Below are 17,648 nucleotides of genomic sequence, written 5' to 3' on the forward strand. Positions count from 1 at the left end.
GGCCGGTTCCCTAAACTGAAGGCTGTTGCCTCCACCTTCCGCAATCCAGCCTGGAGATCCGCTGATGACTGCTGTGCCTGCCACCGACGTGAACACCGCGTCCCTCGCCGAACTGGACCCCGAGGTCGCCACCGCGATGGCGGGTGAGCTGTCGCGTCAGCGTGACACCCTCGAGATGATCGCGTCGGAGAACTTCGTTCCCCGCGCAGTCCTCGAGGCCCAGGGCAGCGTGCTGACCAACAAGTACGCCGAGGGCTACCCGGGTCGCCGCTACTACGGCGGTTGCGAGTTCGTCGACGTCGTCGAGGATCTGGCCCGCGGTCGCGCAAAGGAGGTCTTCGGCGCGGAGTTTGCGAACGTCCAGCCGCATGCCGGCGCGCAGGCCAACGCCGCGGTGCTGATGGCGCTGATGAACCCGGGCGAGAAGCTGATGGGCATGGACCTCGCCCACGGCGGTCACCTCACCCACGGCATGAAGCTGAACTTCTCCGGCAAGCTGTACGAGGTCGCGTCCTACGGCGTCCGTGAGGACACCCACGTGGTCGACATGGACCAGGTCCGCGAGACCGCGCTGCGCGAGAAGCCGCAGGTGCTGATCGCCGGCTGGTCCGCCTACCCGCGTCACCTCGACTTCGCGGCGTTCCGCTCGATCGCCGACGAGATCGGCGCCAAGCTGTGGGTCGACATGGCGCACTTCGCCGGTCTGGTCGCCGCGGGTCTGCACCCGTCGCCGGTTCCGCACGCGGACGTCGTCTCCACCACCGTCCACAAGACCCTCGGTGGCCCCCGCTCCGGCATGATCCTGGCGAAGAAGGAGTGGGCGAAGAAGCTCAACTCCTCGGTGTTCCCCGGCCAGCAGGGCGGCCCGCTCATGCACGCGATCGCCGCGAAGGCCGTCGCGATGAAGATCGCCGGCACTCCGGAGTTCAAGGCCCGCCAGGAGCGCACCCTGGCCGGTTCCAAGATCCTGGCCGAGCGTCTCGGTGGCGCCGACGTCGCCGGCAACGGCATCTCGGTTCTCACCGGTGGCACCGACGTCCACCTGGTGCTGGTCGACCTGCGCCACTCGCAGCTCGACGGCCAGCAGGGCGAGGATCTGCTGCACGAGATCGGCATCACGGTCAACCGCAACGCGGTGCCGTTCGACCCGCGCCCGCCGATGAACCCGTCGGGCCTGCGCATCGGCACCCCGGCGCTCGCGACCCGCGGTTTCGGTGACGAGCAGTTCACGGAGGTCGCCGACATCATCGCGACCGCCCTCGCCCAGGGCGCCGACGCCGACGTGCCGGCCCTGCGCGCCCGCGTGTCCAAGCTGGCGCAGGACTTCCCGCTCTACGACGGCCTGGAGAACTGGGGTCTGCTGCCCAAGGCCTGATCTCCCGGTCCACGACGGCCCGCGCCCTCCAGGGTGCGGGCCGTCGGCGTCTCAGTGCGAGGCGTCGTCCGACACGGCGGGGCGATCGGGGTGGTCGTAACGGACCACGATGGCGGCGGGGTCCGCGGCGCCCGCGCTGTCGGCGTCGTACGCGAGGAGTGGCTCGATCGTCCACCGATCGGCGGGTGGCGTGCGGCGTTCGAGGGCGCCGCGGGAGAGCGTCAGCCGGACGAGGACGTCGAGGGCCGGCGCACGGCCGTGCAGCATCGGGCCGGCGACGAGCACCACCTGCGCGGGATCCGCGTCGACGACCGCGGCCCGCGCCGAGCGGTCGGCGGACTCGTCCCACAGCCGCGGTAGCCACTGGCCTCGCTCACGCAGCGCCGTCACGACTTCCCGCTGCAGCGCGGGGTAGTCGAACCAGCCGGTCCGGTAGCTGTGCTCGTCGCGGTGGCCGTGCTCGAGCCGGAGCGAGGCGGGCCGCACGTAGTCGTGCAGCGACACCACCGCGGCGGGCCGGCCGGACAGACGCAGGTACGCCGCGACCCGCTCGGCGAACTCCTCCGGTGCCGTCGCGTCGGCGCCCGACACCGCGACCACCCGGACGCCGGGCTCGGCAGCTGCGCGGTCGGCGACCAGTGCTACGAGTGCGTCCGGGGTGACGGGGCGGAAGACGGTCATCGGGCGGTCACCGCCCCAGTCTGGCAGTGGCGCGCGGCCCCGTCGGCGCACGGGCCGTTCACGGGGCGTTCGCTCGACACGCCGGGCGCGTGCGCTGCGGGAACGTTCCGCAGGCGTAGCGTCGCCGGGTAACAGGCAGCAGGGGAAGCTGACTGTACGGGAGGTCCTGATCGTGGCTGATCTGTTCAGTGCGAGAGGGCCGGCACCCGGCCCTCGTGTCGATTGACACATCGGGTTCGGACCGGTCCAGCGAAGACGTTCGTGCGGGTGCCGCACAGACACGAGGAGCCTCACGTGACCGCAATCAGCTCCGTCCGCACCTATGTCCTCGACACCTCGGTCCTGCTCTCGGATCCGTGGGCCGTCACCCGCTTCGCCGAACACGAGGTGGTCCTGCCGCTCGTCGTCATCAGCGAACTCGAGGACAAACGACACCATCACGAGCTGGGATGGTTCGCCCGCGAAGCACTGCGGATGCTCGACGACCTCCGTCTCGAGTTCGGTCGCCTCGACCGGCCGGTTCCGATCGGCTCCGAGAACGGCACTCTCCGAGTGGAGCTCAACCACACCGATCCGTCCGTACTCCCCGTCGGGTTCCGCACGGGCAGCAACGATTCCAGGATCCTGGCGTGCGCGCTCAACCTCGCCGCCGAGGGCCGGGACGTGGTGCTCGTCAGCAAGGACATCCCGCTGCGAGTGAAGGCCGGCGCGGTGGGCCTGCCCGCCGACGAGTTCCGGGCGCACGACATCGTGCCGTCCGGCTGGACCGGCATGACCGAGCTCGACGTCGCGTCGTCGGTGATCGACCAGCTCTTCACGGACGGCTCCGTCGACCTCGACGAGGCGCGGGATCTGCCGTGTCACACCGGTCTTCGGCTGCTCGGTGAGTCGTCCAGCGCGCTGGGCCGCGTCACCCCGGACAAACGGGTCCAGTTGGTGCGCGGCGAGCGGGAGGCGTTCGGTCTGCACGGCCGGTCCGCCGAGCAGCGGGTGGCGTTGGACCTGCTGCTCGACGAGAGCGTCGGGATCGTCTCGCTCGGCGGCAAGGCCGGTACCGGCAAGTCCGCCCTGGCGTTGACCGCCGGCCTGGAGGCGGTGCTCGAGCGGCGCAGCCACCGCAAGGTCGTCGTCTTCCGGCCGCTGTACGCGGTGGGCGGTCAGGAGCTGGGATACCTGCCCGGCAGCGAGAGCGAGAAGATGGGGCCGTGGGCGCAGGCCGTCTTCGACACCCTCGACGGGCTCGCCAGTCCCGAGGTGATGGACGAGGTGATGAGCCGGGGCATGCTGGAGGTGTTGCCGCTCACGCACATTCGCGGCCGGTCGCTGCACGACTCGTTCGTGATCGTCGACGAGGCGCAGTCCCTCGAACGCAACGTCCTGCTCACCGTGCTGTCACGGCTGGGCACCGGGTCGCGGGTGGTGCTCACCCACGACGTCGCGCAGCGGGACAACCTGCGGGTGGGCCGGCACGACGGCGTCGCCGCGGTCATCGAGAAGCTCAAGGGACATCCGCTGTTCGCGCACATCACGTTGACCCGAAGCGAACGCTCACCCATCGCCGCGCTCGTGACCGAGATGCTCGAAGAGTTCGGGCCCAACGCCTGAACGAGCGCCGTCGGACGGTGGGAACAGCGTGGTGACGGCCGCCGCCCGGCCTCCGAGGGGAGGAGTGCCGGGCGGTGGCTTCAACCGGCGTGACCGAAACCACCGCCCGACGGCTGAGCGCTCGCCCGCGTCGGGGTAGGGCGAGCGCTCGTGTGCTGCGACAGAGGAGAAGCAGCGCCTGTGACGCTAAACCCCCGAGCCGCAGTCGGCAATTCGAACGGGGGTGAAATTCTCGGTTCATCCGGTTTTTCACCCTCGGCGGGCGCCGAGGGCCCGGTCAGTCGGCCGTGCGCGGGCCCAGCTCAGCTTCCAGAACCTCCTGTACGACGCGCATCGCCGCGAGCCCGGCCGGGGCGCCGCAGTAGGCGCCCGCGTGGATGACGGCCTCGACGATCTCGGTGCGCGTGAGCCCGTTGCGCAGTGCCCCGCGCACGTGACCGCGCAGTTCGTTCTCGGCACGCAGGGCGATCAGCATGCCGAGGTTGAGCAGACTGCGGCTGCGGCGGTCGAGGCCCGGACGCGTCCACACCGACCCCCACACGTGCTCGGTGACGAACTCCTGGATGTCCTCGGAGTCCGTGCCGCGGGTGCGTTCGAAGGCCCGTTCGACGAAGTCCGCACCCATCACCTCGGTGCGGACGTCGAGTCCGGCCTGGAATGCGGGGGAGGTGTTCTCGTGCTCGGTCATCGCCGTCGGCTTCCTGTGGGAGTCAGCGGCACATCTCGCCGGTACCGCACGAGGGCAGCCTACCCGCGGCGCACTCGCTCCCGGAGTCCGCGGGCGGTGGCTGTGACCGTGCCCGCGGCGACGTTGCCCCAGCTGTACCGGTCCCGCCAGACCGCGATCCGGCCGCCGCGCATCTCGAACGTCCCGCACACCCAGAACGTGGATCGCACGGGCCCGACGTACAGGGTGTCGGTGCGTTCGGTGAGGACCGCGTCGCCGTCGCCCACCACGTGGTGCATCACCGCGTCGAAACGGCAACCCGGACGGTTCGCGAACCGCAGCGCGCGCACCACCTTCGCCCGGCCCCGCACCGTGGGCAGACCGGTGTTCTGCCAGACGACGTCGGATGCCAGGTGCGCGGCCGCCCGCTCGACGTCCATGTCGGTGAGCGCGGCGAAGAACTCCTCCACCACCCGGACGGAGTCGACCCGCCCGTCGGATCCTGCAGCCATGGTGTCCTCCCGGTCGAAGTGTCGCCTGTCAGTCGTCCCGCTCGACCTGCGTCATCGCCAGCACGTCCAGACGCCGGTCCAGTTCGTCCTCGGAGAGCCCGTCTCCGATCAGGCCGCGATCGATCACCGTCTGGCGAATCGTCTTCTTCTCCTTCAACGCCTGCTTCGCGACGGCCGCGGCCTCCTCGTACCCGATGGCGGAGTTCAGCGGCGTGACGATCGACGGCGACGACTCCGCGAGCGTGCGCAGGCGGTCCTCGTCGGCCTCGAGTCCCGCGATGCACCGGTCGGCGAAGAGCCGGGAGACGTTGGCCAGCAGGCGGAACGACTCGAGGAGGTTGCGCGCCATCACCGGGATGTAGACGTTGAGTTCGAATGCGCCCGCGGCGCCACCCCACGCGACGGTCGCGTCGTTGCCGACGACCTGGGCTGCGACCTGCGTGACCGCCTCGGGGAGAACAGGATTGACCTTCCCCGGCATGATGGAGCTGCCCGGCTGCAGGTCCGGCAGGCGAATCTCGGCGAGACCGGTCAGCGGTCCCGACCCCATCCACCGGATGTCGTTGGCGATCTTCGTCAGCGACACCGCGACCGTCCGCAGCGCGCCGGACGCCTCCACCAGACCGTCCCGGGCAGCCTGGGCCTCGAAGTGGTTGCGGGCCGGGGTGAGGGCGTCGAGATCGGTGGTCCGGACGAGCTCGGCGACCACGCGCGGACCGAAGTCGTCGGGAGCGTTGAGTCCGGTACCCACCGCGGTGCCGCCGATCGGCAGCTCACCCAGCCGGGGCAGCGTCGCGAGCACTCGTTCCATGCCCGCCTCGATCTGGCGCGCGTAGCCGCCGAACTCCTGGCCCAGGGTCACCGGGACGGCGTCCATCAGGTGGGTGCGGCCCGACTTGACCACCGTGCGCCACTGAGCGGCCTTGTCGAACAGGGCAAGTCGCAGGTGGTCGAGGGCCGGCACCAGATCCTTCACGGCGGCTTCCGTCGCCGCGACGTGGGTGGCGGTGGGGAACGTGTCGTTGGACGACTGCGACATGTTGACGTCGTCGTTGGGGTGCACCGTCACCCCGGCTCTTGCGGCGAGGCTCGCGATCACCTCGTTGGCGTTCATGTTGGAGCTGGTGCCCGATCCGGTCTGGAACACGTCGATCGGGAACTGGTCGTCGTGGCGGCCGTCCGCGATCTCGTTCGCGGCGGCGATGATTGCGTCGGCTTTGTCCGGCGCGAGCAGCCCCAGATCCTTGTTGACCTGTGCGCACGCGGCTTTGAGGAGGCCCATCGCGCGGATCTGTGCGCGTTCGAGGCCACGGCCGGAGATCGGGAAGTTCTCGACGGCGCGCTGGGTCTGTGCGCGCCACAGCGCGTCGACCGGGACCCGGACCTCGCCCATCGTGTCGTGTTCGATACGGAACTGGGGATCGCTGCTGTCGCTCATGGATCCAGCTTGCCACCGAGGCGGCTGCGCCGCCTGTGCGCACTTTCGGTAGCGGCAGCCACCGGAAGTGCGCACAGGCACGAAGCGCCTGTCAGGGCAGCGGAGGCTGCGCGCCCTCGACGCCGTCGAAGTTGATCGACGAGAACTCGTGCAGCTTCTCGAGGCGGTGGTACGCCTCGATCATGCGGACGGTGCCGGACTTGCTGCGCATGACGATCGACTGCGTCGTCGCGCCGCCGCCGTAGTAGCGCACGCCGTTGAGCAGGTCACCGTCGGTGACACCGGTGGCGCAGAAGAAGATGTTCTCGCCGGTGACCAGTTCCTCGGTCCGCAGGACGCGGTCCAGGTCGTGGCCGGCGTCGAGGGCCTTCTGGCGCTCGGCCTCGTCCTTCGGCGCCAGCTTGCCCTGCAGCGCGCCGCCCATGCACCGCAGAGCGGCCGCGGCGATGATGCCCTCAGGAGTGCCGCCGATACCCAGCAGCATGTCGACACCGGACTCGGGGCGGGCCGTCGCGATCGCGCCGGCGACGTCGCCGTCGGAGATCAGGCGGATACGGGCACCCGTCTCGCGGATCTCGCGGATGATGTCGGCGTGGCGCGGACGGTCCAGGATCGTCACGGTCGTGTCGGAGACCGCGCGGTTCTTGGCCTTCGCGACCCGACGGATGTTCTCGGCGACACCGGCGGACAGGTCGATGACGTCGGCCGCCTCGGGGCCCACGGCGATCTTGTCCATGTAGAACACCGCCGACGGGTCGAACATCGCGCCGCGCTCGGCGACCGCCAGCACGGCGATCGAACCCGGCGCGCCCTTGCTCATCAGCGTCGTGCCGTCGATCGGGTCGACCGCGACGTCGCACAGCGGGCCGTCGCCGTTGCCCACCTCCTCGCCGTTGTAGAGCATCGGGGCCTCGTCCTTCTCGCCCTCACCGATGACGACGACACCCTGCATGGAGACCGAGCTGACCATGTGGCGCATGGCGTCGACGGCGGCACCGTCGCCACCCTCCTTGTCACCGCGCCCGACCCAGCGGCCGGCAGCCATGGCGGCGGCCTCGGTGACTCGCACCAGCTCGAGAGCGAGGTTACGGTCCGGGGCCTCGCGGCGACTCGATGAAGTGCTGGCCGTCATGGGCAGTGCCTCCTGCTGCTGTCACGGTCGGCGCGATGTAACGGCCGACACTGGGAGCGGTCGACCGCGGTGCGGTCGAACCGTCGATCCGGTGGACGAATCTCGAGTCCGATTCTTTCAGAACGCCCACGAAGACCGGGCTGCTGGGCCACCCTCGCGGCGGAACAGGAATACTGGACGACGTGCCCGACAAGAAGCCCCGCATCCTCCAGAACGGCCAAGACATGGCGTGGTCGCTGATCCCGCTGGTGGTGGCGTGTCTGATCATCGCGGGGATCGCGAGCCAGTGCTCGTTCAGTCCGGGCGGCCCCAAGGCCGGCCCGATCCCCAGCTTCGACGCCGATGCAGCTTTCAAGTACGACTCCCGTGAGCTCGGGTTCCCGATCCGCAAGCCGGAAATTCCGGAAGGCTGGACGCCCAACTCGGGCAGCCGCAGCATCGTCACCGGCGACGGCGGCGGGGACTCGAGCAACATCGGTTTCATCACCGAGGCCGGTCGCTACATCCAGCTGACGCAGAGCAACGCCACCGAGGAGACGCTCGTACCGTTCGTGGCGGGCGAGCCTCGCTACGCGACGGGCACCGAGCAGGTGGGCAACCGCACGTGGGACGTCTTCGGCGGCGAGGGCGTCGAGGCCATCTGGGTCAGCGACTTCGGCGACACCCGCATCCTGCTCACCGGGCCGGCGCCGCAGAACGAGTTCACCAAGCTCGCGGCCGCCGTCGGCGCCGTCGAGCCGCTGCAACGCTGACCCGGCAGGCGCCGGCGGCCTCCGAAGGGTCAGTTCACCGGGGTGGTCGCGGCCGCGGCGAGGACCTGTGCGAGATCGCCGGGTCGGCTCCACATGGGCCAGTGCCCGGTGGGCAGGTCGACGAGGTCCACACGCTCGAGTGTCGAGACCTCGGCGAACATCGGATGACCCGCGTCGGCCAACTCCACTATCTGTGCGCTCGGGATCGAACAGCACACGAGGGTGGTCGGGACCGCCCGACGCGCATCGTTGGTGAGCTTGACCTGCTGACGTAGCACGGGCCCTGGTTCCGGAACAGCCCTGGCTCGAAAGCGCTCGAGAGCCTCGGTGCTCAGGCCCTCGAGGCTGGCCTGCTGCCCGAGCGCGTCGAAGGGCGGTAGGGGAGATTCGACCAGATCCTCGGGCGCGTCCGGGGCGAAGGCACTGCCGGGCGCCACGGGCCCACTGTCGACCCACACCACGCGGCGGACGAGTTCGGGATGCCGATCGAGTACCAGGCTCACCGGCGCGTTGGCCCCGCTGTGCGCCACGACGACCACCGGCCGGTCCTCGGAAGCTCCGGCCTCGGTCATGGTTTGCTCGATCGCCCTCGCCTGGTCGTCGAGCGTCCTGGACGCCCGCTCGGGATCCCGCTCGTCGAGGCCCGGAAGTGTCATCGGGACGGCCTGGTGGCCGGCAGCGGTCAGGTGTTCCAGCACCTCGTCCCATGCCCAGGCCCCCAGCCAATGGCCGGCGATCAGGAGGATGGTCGGGCTACTCACATTGTTCGTCACACCACGATGCTCCCGCACGTCGCGGACAACGGTATGTCACCATTTTCGGCATGATTTTCCGGCGCGGTGGGACATGAGGCGGGGTGGGACATGAAGAGGGCGGAGCGGCTGCACGCGCTGTCCGAGATGTTGCGACGCAGTGGACCGCGTGGATGCACTGCCGAGCGCCTGGCGCGAGAGTTCGGCGTGTCCGTGCGGACGGTCAAGCGAGACCTCACCGCACTCGAGAACAGTGGCGCGCCGATCTGGTCTCGCCCGGGCCCCGGCGGTGGCTACGGGTTGGTCGCCCGAGGCACTCTGCCGCCGGTCAGCCTGACCCCGGTGCAGGCAGTGGCGCTGCTCGCCGCGGTCTCTGCCGCGCCGGACGCGCCCTACGCCGATCTCGCCCTGGCGGGGGTTCGGAAGATCATGGACGTACTGGATCCACCGACCCGGGCGAAGGCCGACGAGCTCGCCGGTCGCGTCTGGGTCGACGCACCGCCCGCTCCGCGCGCGATCAAATCCGCGCTGGAGGAAGCGATGGCCGAGCAACGGGTGGTGCGTATCCGCTACACCGCGCGTGACGGCGACACGACCACCCGGGACGTCGAACCGGTGCTGTTCGCCTCCACGAACGGGCAGTGGTACCTGATCGGGTGGTGCCGCCTACGCAGCGACATCCGGTGGTTTCTCGTGTCCCGAATCGAGCACGCCCGTGCCACCAAGCTTGCCTGCAGCGGTCACGGCATCGACGAGATCGGCATCCCCCCGGCGACGGCAAGACCCGTGAACGGCCAAGGGTGAGTTCGGCACTCGATCAACGCCCCCGATCAGGACGGCCTCCGATGAGCGCAGCCTCCGCTCAGTAGCGCTGCGTGCCGAGCTCGGGACCGGCGCCCCGCCCCGCCGGCGGCAGCGCGGTGGCCGGTGCGACCCGCCAGCTCCCGGGGTCGGGTCCGAGTTCGCGCAGCCGCAGAACCTGGTCCCGGCACCACGGCGACACCGCGCGGCTGCCGGCCGCGACGCTACCCGCGAAGCCTTCCCACTCGGCCCACACCGTGCCGTCCACCTCGGCGGGATCCGGGTCCGGTTCCGGCCCGTCGTAGAGGACCCGGAAGACCGGACAGATCTCGTTCTCGACGATCCCGGTGTCCATAGTGGCGCGGTAGCGGAAGTCCGGGAGGACGACGTCGACCGCGGCCGCGTCGATCCCGAGTTCCTGCCGCAGCCGCCGCCGGACCGCCAGATGCAGCGGTTCGCCCGGCGCGGGGTGCCCGCAGCAGCTGTTGGTCCACACGCCCGGCCACGTCGGCTTGTGCAGCGCGCGCCGGGTGACCAGCAGCCTGCCGAACGGGTCGAAGACGTACGTCGAGAACGCGAGGTGCAGCGGGGTCTCGTGCGTGTGCACGGTCGCCTTCGGCTCCGTTCCGACGGCGTGGCCCGCGTCGTCGAGCAGCACTACGTGTTCCATGTCGTTTCTCGCTCCGATCGGTCGCGGGTGGAGGTGTTCAGTCGGTGACGGGCAGCGGTGGCCGGCTCGCCGGGTGGCGCCGAGCCCGCAGTGACGACCACCCGGCCGTCGCGAGCCGCGGAGCCGCCACCGCGACGCGCCGCCGCCGCGACACGCGGGCTCGCCGCTCGAGCACCCGGTAGTCGCTGTCCTCGACCTCGCGCAGAATGTCGGCGTACAGCACCGAGGCGGTGCGCATCGCCGACCGCACGGCCGGGTCGAGCAGGTCGATGCCGGGCTCGGCAGTGCGGTACACCGCCCGGGTGTGCGCAATCAGATGGGCGAGGGCCCGCCGCAGCCGCGGATCGACCCGGCCGGTGGCGCGGCAGTTCCGCAACAGTTCCTCGTCCACTCCGAACGCCGCGAGTTCGTCCGTCGGCAGATAGATCCGGTCGCGGCCCAGATCCTCGCCCATGTCGCGGATGAAGTTGGTCAGCTGGAACGCCTCACCGAGCGCCGACGCGGGCCCGACGGCCTCGTCGATCGCACACGTGGTGCCGAGGATGGGAAGCATCTGCAGACCGATCACGGCCGCGGAGCCGTACATGTACTCCGCCAGCTCCGGCATCGTCCGGTACCGCGAGCGGAACACCGGGGAACCGGGCACGTCCATCCGCATGGAGTGCAGGAACGCGTAGAAGTACTCGTGCGGGATGTCGTAGCGCGCGGTGGCGTCGGCGAGGGCGGCGAGCACCAGGTCGGACTCGCTGTGCCCGGTCGGGCCGCCGCCGAGCGCGGCGCGCAGACGATCCTCGAGGGCGTCCAGCCGGCTGCCGATCGGACCGTCGTCGTCGTCGGCGGCGGCGACGTCGACGACGTCGTCGACCATCCGCGCGAAGCCGTAGAGCGCATGCACGCCGGCACGTCTGGCGACCGGGAGCAGCCGCGTCGCGAGGAAGTACGTCTTGCCGTGCTCCGCGTTGAGTGCGCGGCACAGCCGGTACGCGGGATGCAGTGCCGGGTCGATGCCGTCGAGTTCACCCATGCCGCACGTCCTCTCGGGTGGGCTCCGGACGCCGGGAGCTCGCGAGGTCGCGGTCGACGATGCGTTCGGCGGCCAGCCGCCCCGACACGAGAACCGTCGGCACCCCGACGCCCGGGGTGGTCCCGGAGCCGGCCAGCACGACGTTGGCGAGCCCGCGCACCAGATTGGGGCGTCGGAACGGGCCGGTCTGCCGGAACACGTGCGCCGACGAGAACGGGCTGCCGGCGAGCATGCCTTTGTCGCGCCAGGTGTTCGGGGTGTCGAGGTGGTCCACCACCATCGACGCGGCCAACTCCCGGTAGCCCCGCTGCTCGAGCACCTGCTGGAGCTCACGCATGTACGGGACGCCGAGCCGGTCCCAGTCCAGGGGTGCGCTGACGAGATTGGGACACGGCGCGAGGACGGAGATCGGTTCACTGCGTACGCCGTCGCGCACCACGTGCAGGCCGGGGTCGGTGACGGCCGGACGGGTGACGAGCAGGGACGGGTCGGCCATCAGCCGGCCCCGCCCGCGGGGTGCGGTGATCCGGGCGAACGTCTCGGACCACTCGGCGCCGAAATCGATCGTGTGGTGCGCCCGGGCCGGCCACGCCTGCGTGACCGCGGTGGGGACCGTGCCGTGGAACACGACGGCCGACGGCGACACCCGCGAGTAGCCCAGCTTGCGCCCCTTCGCAGTGACGCCGGCGTGGTCCAGCAGCCGGTCCACCACCGGGAGATCGGCGGTGAGGACGACTGCGTCGCACGGGAAGTACCGGCCGTCCGCCGTGCGGACGCCGGTGGCGCGCCCGTCGTCGACGTCGATGGCGGAGACGTCCGCACCGGTGTGTACGGACCCGCCGTGGCGCGTGAGGGCGTCCGACATCGCCGCGGCGATCGCGGACATCCCGCCCGTCGGGAAGTAGACCCCCAGCGAGGTGTCCATGTGGGCGATGGCGCCGTACACGCCGAGCGCCTTGTCCGGCGACATCCCGGCGTAGAGCGCCTGGAACGTGAAGATCCGCCGCAGCCGGTCGTCGCCGACGAAGGACGCCACCCGCGGGCCGAGGCGGCCGAAACCGCCGAGCCGGAGCAGCTTCATCGTGTCGGCGCGGGCCGCACGGGTGGCCACCAGATCGAGCGGGGAGTCGAAATTGGAATCGATGAACCGGTCGAACTCGGTGTCGAATATCGACGCCAGCCACCGCCGAAGTGCGAGATAACCGCGGGATTCGGCCGGGCCGCACACCCTTTCGATCTCCGCGGACATCGCGGCCGGGTCGGAGAACACGTCGAGCGCGGTGCCGTCGGCAAAGCGGGCGTGGTAGCTCGGCGCGAGCTTCGTCAGCGCGAGCGCAGGTTCGGTGGAGTCGAACGACTCGCCGACCGCGGCGAGGGCGTCGGCGATCAGCGTCGGCATGGTGAGCACGCTGGCACCGTTGTCGATGTCGTACAACCGGCGCCCGGCGGCGTCGCGGACCGGGTACGTGCCGACCCGGCCACCGACCGTCGACTCCCGCTCGAGCACGGTGACGTGTTTGCCGGCCCCGGTGAGGTGGAGTGCCGCGGCGAGCCCGGCCAGGCCCGCTCCCACCACGACCACCGACCGGACGGGACCGGTCACCGACCTCACGCCGCCGCGCCTTCCGCCGTCACGACGGCCGCCGGTCGGGGTCGCGCTCCGCCACCCCGGAACCGGGAGACGCCGACGCAGGAGACGCGGAGGGGCCGGGCGCGGTCCGCTCGGCCAGCCGGTTGGCCTCCAGGAACAGTTCCAGAAACCCGACACCGTCTCGCCCCGACCCGCCGCCCGGGCGCGGGTGGTTGCCCGACTGCCCGCTCATGACCCGAGGCCTCTCGGTGCGTCCACCGGCATGTACCTGCACATGTCCTCGCCTCCCGTCCCGGCGGCGCGCTGCGGCCGCATCGTCCGAAGGGATTCGGAGTGACACGACGAGCGGATGGGTGGAGACGGAAAACGAATGTGGCCGTCAGTCGGAGTCCTCGTCGGCGTGGGCGAGTGCCTGCTCGACGCGGCGGCGTGCGCCCGCGAGATGCTCCTCGCAGCGCTTCGCCAGGGCCTCGCCGCGCTCCCACAGCGCGAGCGACGCATCGAGGTCCAGACCACCCTGCTCGAGGGTCTTCACCACGTCGACCAGTTCGTCCCGCGCCGCCTCGTATCCGAGTTCGGCGACATCTGCGTTGCTCATGACTCTCTTCCCATCACGGCGGCGCGGACCGCGCCGTCGGCCAACCTGACCCGTATCTGTGTGCCGGGCGGTGCGTCGTCGACGGACCGCAGCACCTCCGGCTCGGTGTCGCCGAGCACCTTCTGCACGACGGCGTACCCGCGGGCGAGCGTGGCGGCGGGCCCGAGCGTCGTCAGCCGCGCGCGCAGATGTTCCACGGTGGTCGACTCGGACGCGATCGCGCGGTGGACGTCGCGGCGGGCGGCGTCGCGCAGGCGTGCCACCTCCTCCGCTCGACGGTCGATCGCCTGCCGCGGGTCCGCCAGCACCGGTCGGCTGCGCAGCTGATCGAGGCGGTGGGCCTCGCGCTCCACCCAGTTCCGCAGCGCGGCGGCGCTGCGCCCGCGCAGCTCGGAGACCAGTGCCTGTTCGGCGACGGCGTCGGGCACCACCCGCTTGGCGGCGTCGGTGGGGGTGGCGGCCCGCAGGTCCGCGACGTGATCGCTCAGGGGGCTGTCGGGTTCGTGGCCGATCGCGCTGACGACGGGGGTGGTGCAGGCGACGATCGCCCGGCACAGCGTCTCGTCGGAGAACGGCAGCAGATCCTCGACGCTGCCGCCGCCGCGAGCCAGGATGATGACGTCGACGCCGGGGTGGGCGTCCAACTCCTCGACCGCGGCGATGAGCTGCGGCACGGCGGTGGGGCCCTGGACGGTGGCGTGACGCACCTCGAAACGCACGGCCGGCCACCGCCGCTGCGCCACCGTGAGTACGTCCCGCTCGGCGGCGCTCGCGCGGGCGGTCACCAAACCGATGGTGCGGGGCAGGAACGGCAACGGCCGCTTGAGGCGCGGATCGAACAGCCCCTCGGCGGCGAGGAGTGCGCGCAGCCGCTCGATGCGGGCCAGCAGCTCGCCGATCCCGACGGCCCGGATCTCCGTCACCCGCAGCGAGACCGTGCCCCGACCGGTGTAGAACGACAGCTTGCCGAACATCACGACGCGGCTGCCCTCGGTGAGCGGGACCGGTGCGTCGCGGAGCAGCTGCGGCGAACACGTCACCGACAGCGACATGTCGACCGACGGATCGCGCAGGACCAGGAACGCGGTGCGCGTCCCCGGCCGCGCGTTGATCTGGGTGATCTGCCCCTCGACCCACACACTCCCGAGGCGATCGATCCACTGGGCGACCTTGGCCGAGACCGTTCGCACCGGCCAGGGCTGCTCGGGCGTGCTGGGGGACGGGCCGCTGGAAGCGGGGCGGGCGGACGTCACTTGGCTCGGGCGGAGGTGATGCGGTTCGCGAGCATGGTCCGGAACGGTGCCCGGGACGTCGTGCGCTCCTCGTACTCGAGCAGCGCGGTGAGGTCCTCCACCGACAGCGACGGCAGTCGCGTGCGCAGCTGCGCGAGCGTCAGCGCCGGGTAGTCGAGTTCCTCGGCGATCGGCGGGAGCGCCGCGCCGGCCGCCGAGCCCGCCGACCCCGTCGACTCTGGCTCGGCATCGGTGGGCGTGCCGTCACCGGACGCGTCCGCGACCTCGGTGGGGGTCATCGAGTACAGCGCGAAGCGGCCGGGTGACGCCGAACGGTCACTGCCCGGGGCCGGGTCCCCCCGCGGCGCCTCGACGTCCACGTCACCGTCGGCGCGGTCCTCGTCGAACACCGCCCACGACGGCTCCTCCTCGGACCGATGCAGGAAACAGAAGGCCTGGTCACCCTTGATGGCGAGTGCCGTCACCGACTGCTGGACCCGCATCGTCGTCTGCAGGACCTGACTGATCGCCGTCATCGGCAGCGTCACGGCGGTGGACGGCAGTTTCAACGCCTCTTCGTACGCCGTGATCGCCACTCCGGCGGCCACACGCGCGATGAACGGGGGACGGATCATGCCCAACAGCCTGCCTGACGATCGCGCTATTTGGTAGCCGACGAGTCCCGGCGGCACCCGCCGTGGCGTGCACACGGCGGGCAGTTCCGGGCGTGCCCCGTACGCTGGAGGCATGTCTTCGGCAGTTCCTCTCAATCTGGGTATCGCCCGATCCGCCGGCACCGACGCGTCCGGCGGCGGCAAGCGCGTCCTCCTGGCCGAGCCGCGCGGCTACTGCGCCGGCGTCGATCGTGCGGTCGAGACGGTCGAGAAGGCGCTCGAGAAGCACGGTGCGCCGATCTACGTGCGCAAGGAGATCGTGCACAACCGCCACGTCGTCGACACCCTCGCCGACCGTGGGGTGGTCTTCGTCGACGAGACCGACGAGGTGCCCGGCGGCTCGGTGCTGGTGTTCTCGGCGCACGGTGTCGCTCCGGCCGTCCACGCCGCGGCCGCCGAGCGGAACCTGCACACGATCGACGCCACCTGCCCGCTCGTGACCAAGGTCCATCAGGAGGCCAAGCGGTTCGCGCGGGACGACTACGACATCCTGCTCATCGGGCACGAGGGCCACGAGGAGGTCGAGGGCACCGCAGGGGAGGCTCCCGACCACGTCCAGCTGGTGGACGGTCCGGAGGCCGTCGAGCACATCACCGTGCGGGACGGTGCGAAGGTGGTCTGGCTGTCGCAGACGACGCTGTCCGTGGACGAGACCATGGAGACCGTCCAGCGGCTGCGGCAGAAGTTCCCGCAGCTCGAGGATCCGCCGAGCGACGACATCTGCTACGCCACCCAGAACCGTCAGGTGGCGGTGAAGGCGATGGCGCCCGAGTGCGACCTGGTGATCGTGGTGGGCTCGCGGAACTCGTCCAACTCGGTGCGGCTCGTCGAGGTCGCGCTGGGCGCCGGCGCGCGGGCCGCGCACCTGGTCGACTACGCCCGCGAGGTCGACGTCGCGTGGCTCGAGGGCGTACGGACCGTCGGCATCACGTCCGGTGCCTCGGTGCCCGAGATCCTGGTGCGGGGGGTGATCGACCTGCTCGCCGAGCACGGTTTCGGGGAGGTCCAGTCGGTGACCACCGCCAACGAGACGCTCGTCTTCGCGCTGCCGAGGGAACTGCGCGCCGCCCGCGCCTGACGGTCGAACAGACGAGAGCGCCCCGGAGTCCGTATCGGATTCCGGGGCGCTCTCGTCGGTCTGATGTCGGTGGCGGGCCTACCGGTCGACGGGCGGCTCGCGGCGGTCGCGGTAGCGCACGCGCGGGACGGGGTGCGGCGGTACCTCCGCGGAAGGTGCGGCCGGTGCCGGCGGGCGGGTGCGCACCGGGATGGGGTCGCGCGGAATCGGCTGGCGGTCGCGGGCGATGGGTTCGCCGTACACGGGCTCGCGGCGCGGCGGTTCGCGGCGGACCGGCTCCCGGCGGACGGGCTCGCGATACGGCGCGTCGTGACGGATCGGCTCCCGCGGCGCCGAGTCGCGGTACCCGCGGGGCGCGTGTGTCGACACCGGTTCGGCCTGCTCGTGGGTGGCCCGCGACGCCCGCGACTGCGCTGCCCGTCCCGAGCGTCCGCGCCGCTCGGCGGCCGCCGGTGTGCGTGTGGGGCGCGCGTCGGACCGGCGCGGCCGCGACCGCGTCGGAGCGGCCTGGCCCTGCTGCGTCAGGAACACGCGCGCACCCGCGACCAACGCCACCACGACGGTCGCCGCGAGCATCAACGGAAACCGATTGACCAGCGGATACGCCACGTTGAGGGCGAGGTCCTTGAGGCCGGTACCGGGATTGTCCGCCAGCAGCTGCTGAGCGATCGGCACCGCGACGAACAGCACCAGCGGCGGTTGGACGACGGCGGTGAACAGTCCACGGTGCCGCACGGCGAGCACCGCCAGCAGACACCCGAGGAAGTAGAGCGCCGAGAAGACGGAGGTGAGTTCGCTCCCCGACGCGGCGGCGAACGCGAAGCCGACGAAGGTCAACCCAGCGGCGACGGCGACAGCCCCCCAAGCGGGTATGCCGGGAACGGTGGGGAGGGCCGATCGGAGGTCGAGCGGCACCCCGGAACGAGCACGTGGGGTTGCGGACACACCTCGACAGTAGTCGCTGACGGTCGGCTTGCTTCGTTGGCGGGACCGTCCGAGACCGAGAATTCGCCGAGAATCGACCGATCTGCCCGACTTGCCCGGGGTGGGGTGCCGAGTCCGGCCG

19 protein-coding genes are annotated in these 17,648 nt (G+C 71.1%); 5 read left to right on the top strand and 14 right to left on the bottom strand.

All coding sequences use genetic code 11. From position 1 onward, the window contains the following. Positions 1 to 64: 64 nt before the first annotated feature. Complete coding sequence (gene glyA / locus E7742_RS02430) at positions 65 to 1,375, top strand: serine hydroxymethyltransferase (RefSeq protein ID WP_137797473.1); 1,311 nt, start codon at positions 65 to 67, stop codon at positions 1,373 to 1,375. A gap of 51 nt (positions 1,376 to 1,426) precedes the next feature. Here the strand turns inward: glyA and E7742_RS02435 are convergent, their stop codons facing one another. Next, complete coding sequence (locus tag E7742_RS02435) at positions 1,427 to 2,056, bottom strand: hypothetical protein (protein ID WP_137797474.1); 630 nt, start codon at positions 2,054 to 2,056, stop codon at positions 1,427 to 1,429. 294 nt (positions 2,057 to 2,350) lie between these two features. Here E7742_RS02435 and E7742_RS02440 point away from each other — a divergent pair, with 294 nt between their 5' ends. Continuing rightward, a complete protein-coding gene (locus E7742_RS02440) occupies positions 2,351 to 3,661 on the top strand; it encodes a PhoH family protein (RefSeq protein ID WP_137797475.1) in 1,311 nt (436 codons plus the stop codon). Positions 3,662 to 3,938: 277 nt separating this feature from the next. On the opposite strand, the gene E7742_RS02445 is transcribed toward E7742_RS02440, so the two are convergent. The 4 genes from E7742_RS02445 to glpX all read right to left on the bottom strand — a co-directional run bounded on the left by E7742_RS02445 (position 3,939) and on the right by glpX (position 7,410). After that, entirely contained in the window at positions 3,939 to 4,349 is a 411-nt protein-coding gene (locus E7742_RS02445; protein WP_137797476.1) for a carboxymuconolactone decarboxylase family protein, read from the bottom strand. A 59-nt stretch (positions 4,350 to 4,408) separates the two neighbouring features. Beyond that, positions 4,409 to 4,840 carry a limonene-1,2-epoxide hydrolase family protein gene (locus tag E7742_RS02450; RefSeq protein WP_137797477.1) on the bottom strand — a complete coding sequence of 144 codons (432 nt, stop codon included), beginning with the start codon at positions 4,838 to 4,840 and terminating at the stop codon, positions 4,409 to 4,411. Between the two features lie 28 nt (positions 4,841 to 4,868). Then, entirely contained in the window at positions 4,869 to 6,278 is a 1,410-nt protein-coding gene (locus E7742_RS02455; protein WP_137797478.1) for a class II fumarate hydratase, read from the bottom strand. A gap of 91 nt (positions 6,279 to 6,369) precedes the next feature. Next, positions 6,370 to 7,410 (bottom strand): class II fructose-bisphosphatase, encoded by a 1,041-nt coding sequence (gene glpX, locus E7742_RS02460; RefSeq protein WP_137797479.1) that lies wholly within the window; start codon positions 7,408 to 7,410, stop codon positions 6,370 to 6,372. A 182-nt stretch (positions 7,411 to 7,592) separates the two neighbouring features. Here glpX and E7742_RS02465 point away from each other — a divergent pair, with 182 nt between their 5' ends. Next, complete coding sequence (locus E7742_RS02465) at positions 7,593 to 8,162, top strand: DUF4245 domain-containing protein (protein ID WP_137797480.1); 570 nt, start codon at positions 7,593 to 7,595, stop codon at positions 8,160 to 8,162. Between the two features lie 29 nt (positions 8,163 to 8,191). Here E7742_RS02465 and E7742_RS02470 read toward each other — a convergent pair whose 3' ends face one another. After that, positions 8,192 to 8,935 carry an alpha/beta fold hydrolase gene (locus tag E7742_RS02470; protein ID WP_137797481.1) on the bottom strand — a complete coding sequence of 248 codons (744 nt, stop codon included), beginning with the start codon at positions 8,933 to 8,935 and terminating at the stop codon, positions 8,192 to 8,194. 90 nt (positions 8,936 to 9,025) lie between these two features. On the opposite strand from E7742_RS02470, the gene E7742_RS02475 reads away from it, so the two are divergent. Continuing rightward, positions 9,026 to 9,718, top strand: a complete 693-nt coding sequence (locus E7742_RS02475) for a helix-turn-helix transcriptional regulator (RefSeq protein ID WP_137797482.1) — start codon at positions 9,026 to 9,028, stop codon at positions 9,716 to 9,718. 58 nt (positions 9,719 to 9,776) lie between these two features. Here the strand turns inward: E7742_RS02475 and idi are convergent, their stop codons facing one another. The 7 genes from idi to E7742_RS02510 all read right to left on the bottom strand — a co-directional run bounded on the left by idi (position 9,777) and on the right by E7742_RS02510 (position 15,465). Beyond that, entirely contained in the window at positions 9,777 to 10,385 is a 609-nt protein-coding gene (gene idi / locus E7742_RS02480; protein WP_137797483.1) for an isopentenyl-diphosphate Delta-isomerase, read from the bottom strand. Positions 10,386 to 10,422: 37 nt separating this feature from the next. Continuing rightward, on the bottom strand, positions 10,423 to 11,409 hold the full coding sequence (locus tag E7742_RS02485; protein ID WP_137797484.1) for a phytoene/squalene synthase family protein: 987 nt from the start codon (positions 11,407 to 11,409) through the stop codon (positions 10,423 to 10,425). Next, positions 11,402 to 13,021, bottom strand: coding sequence for a phytoene desaturase family protein (crtI, locus tag E7742_RS02490; protein ID WP_137797485.1), 1,620 nt, complete (start codon positions 13,019 to 13,021; stop codon positions 11,402 to 11,404). Before crtI ends, E7742_RS02485 begins: the two co-directional genes overlap by 8 nt. 19 nt (positions 13,022 to 13,040) lie before the next feature. Beyond that, the gene (locus E7742_RS02495; RefSeq protein WP_137797486.1) at positions 13,041 to 13,232 is read right to left on the bottom strand and encodes a hypothetical protein; all 192 of its coding nucleotides are present in this window, start codon (positions 13,230 to 13,232) and stop codon (positions 13,041 to 13,043) included. Positions 13,233 to 13,379: 147 nt separating this feature from the next. Further along, the gene (locus tag E7742_RS02500; RefSeq protein ID WP_137797487.1) at positions 13,380 to 13,598 is read right to left on the bottom strand and encodes an exodeoxyribonuclease VII small subunit; all 219 of its coding nucleotides are present in this window, start codon (positions 13,596 to 13,598) and stop codon (positions 13,380 to 13,382) included. Further along, positions 13,595 to 14,851 (bottom strand): exodeoxyribonuclease VII large subunit, encoded by a 1,257-nt coding sequence (gene xseA / locus E7742_RS02505; protein WP_137797488.1) that lies wholly within the window; start codon positions 14,849 to 14,851, stop codon positions 13,595 to 13,597. The genes E7742_RS02500 and xseA overlap by 4 nt, the downstream gene beginning before the upstream one ends. Next, the gene (locus tag E7742_RS02510) at positions 14,848 to 15,465 is read right to left on the bottom strand and encodes a lipid droplet-associated protein (RefSeq protein ID WP_137797489.1); all 618 of its coding nucleotides are present in this window, start codon (positions 15,463 to 15,465) and stop codon (positions 14,848 to 14,850) included. The genes xseA and E7742_RS02510 overlap by 4 nt, the downstream gene beginning before the upstream one ends. Positions 15,466 to 15,577: 112 nt before the next feature. Between E7742_RS02510 and E7742_RS02515 the strand changes: the two genes are divergently transcribed. Then, on the top strand, positions 15,578 to 16,582 hold the full coding sequence (locus E7742_RS02515) for a 4-hydroxy-3-methylbut-2-enyl diphosphate reductase (RefSeq protein ID WP_137797490.1): 1,005 nt from the start codon (positions 15,578 to 15,580) through the stop codon (positions 16,580 to 16,582). A gap of 78 nt (positions 16,583 to 16,660) precedes the next feature. On the opposite strand, the gene E7742_RS02520 is transcribed toward E7742_RS02515, so the two are convergent. Continuing rightward, positions 16,661 to 17,527 carry a DUF6542 domain-containing protein gene (locus E7742_RS02520; RefSeq protein WP_137797491.1) on the bottom strand — a complete coding sequence of 289 codons (867 nt, stop codon included), beginning with the start codon at positions 17,525 to 17,527 and terminating at the stop codon, positions 16,661 to 16,663. Positions 17,528 to 17,648: the final 121 nt, after the last annotated feature.

Source organism: Rhodococcus sp. SGAir0479, assembly GCF_005484805.1.
Taxonomy (GTDB): domain Bacteria; phylum Actinomycetota; class Actinomycetes; order Mycobacteriales; family Mycobacteriaceae; genus Prescottella.